Source organism: Bartonella sp. MU70NMGDW (assembly GCF_042194085.1).
GTDB lineage: Bacteria > Pseudomonadota > Alphaproteobacteria > Rhizobiales > Rhizobiaceae > Bartonella > Bartonella grahamii.
Genome location: NZ_JBHIMK010000345.1, coordinates 1 through 1,212, shown reverse-complemented (window position 1 = coordinate 1,212; position 1,212 = coordinate 1). Strand labels below are relative to the sequence as shown.

Genomic DNA, 1,212 nt, shown 5'->3' with positions numbered 1-1,212 from the left:
ATCTGCTACAAAAAATGAAATAATGACAAAAATAAAAAATAAAAAAAATGATAATTTGATTAAAAAACGTATCATGGACAATCAATGTACTGCAGTGGTAAATACAATAAAAGAAGCATTTTATACACTGTTTCTTTATAAACAATTTATAAAATGTGCTTTTTATAAAATTGAGTATTCATGTATTGGATCTATATCGTTGGCTTTTCTATAAATATGGCACAATGCCGCTGTATAAAATGGGATACATTGTCTATTCAGTAAAAAATTAACATCTCAATTATACACTTATAGGCTAATCATGTTAATGAACATACTATGATAAAAAATGAGAGATATAACCATGTTGTGTACATACTTATTTTAAATAATAATTCACCCTCTTATCTTAGTTGAAAAGTCTAAAAAGAGTAAAACTCTGTTATTCTGACTCTAGTGTCGATAAAATATTTATATTATCTATAAAATTTTTACTGGAATGTTATGAAAATGATCAGCATGTCGATAAAAACATAAAAAAATAGCTGCATCTCTTATGATTACAGCTCAAACCAGTTTTTTTCTATAACATTGTAAACATCAATTTCATTGATACTTATGAAAATTATTGAATAGAAGGAATTTATACAAAAATATAATAATATTAAGAGATAATTATTCTTACAAAACCGTTTATGGATAAGTAACCATCTATATGTAAATTATAAAGAATAGATAATGATTGTCGTCTTTTTAGCGTTATAGGCAAATATTTTAAATTTTATTTTAAATAATAAGTAAGCATATGCCCCAAAATGAAGAATAACGTGGTATTATTGTTTAGATAATTATATGTTATAATGCAGTTTGCAAACACCAAAATGATCTTGAATGCTAATCATTTGGTGCTCCCCCTATACATATTAAAGATTTGTAAAAAATGAAATGAATAAAAATTCATAAGAACTCTTGTTGATTTATCAACTTATAAATTGATATAATGAAGCTGCTCATTTTAGGAGTTTGAAAGGAAAAAGCAATAATGTCAATGCACTTCTCTCTGGCTGAAAGTGAGAACTAATTCATATTCGTTTCCTAATTTATATTCGTTTCTTTGTAAATAATAAAGGCAACTGAAAATAAAAGTAATGACAACAAAACGAAAGACGACCCGAAAAAAAACTGTAAAACACCGTAAATACTCTAGTAGTATTGTTATAACACTTCTTCTTA

At 25.4% G+C, this 1,212-nt stretch carries 1 protein-coding gene; it reads left to right on the top strand.

Annotated elements, in window-relative coordinates; translation table 11 throughout:
• Window positions 1–214, top strand: a 214-nt coding sequence (locus ACFIKE_RS10880) for a hypothetical protein (RefSeq protein ID WP_375649926.1), incomplete at its 5' end; no start/stop codon positions are given.
• Between the last annotated feature and the right edge of the window lie 998 nt (window positions 215–1,212).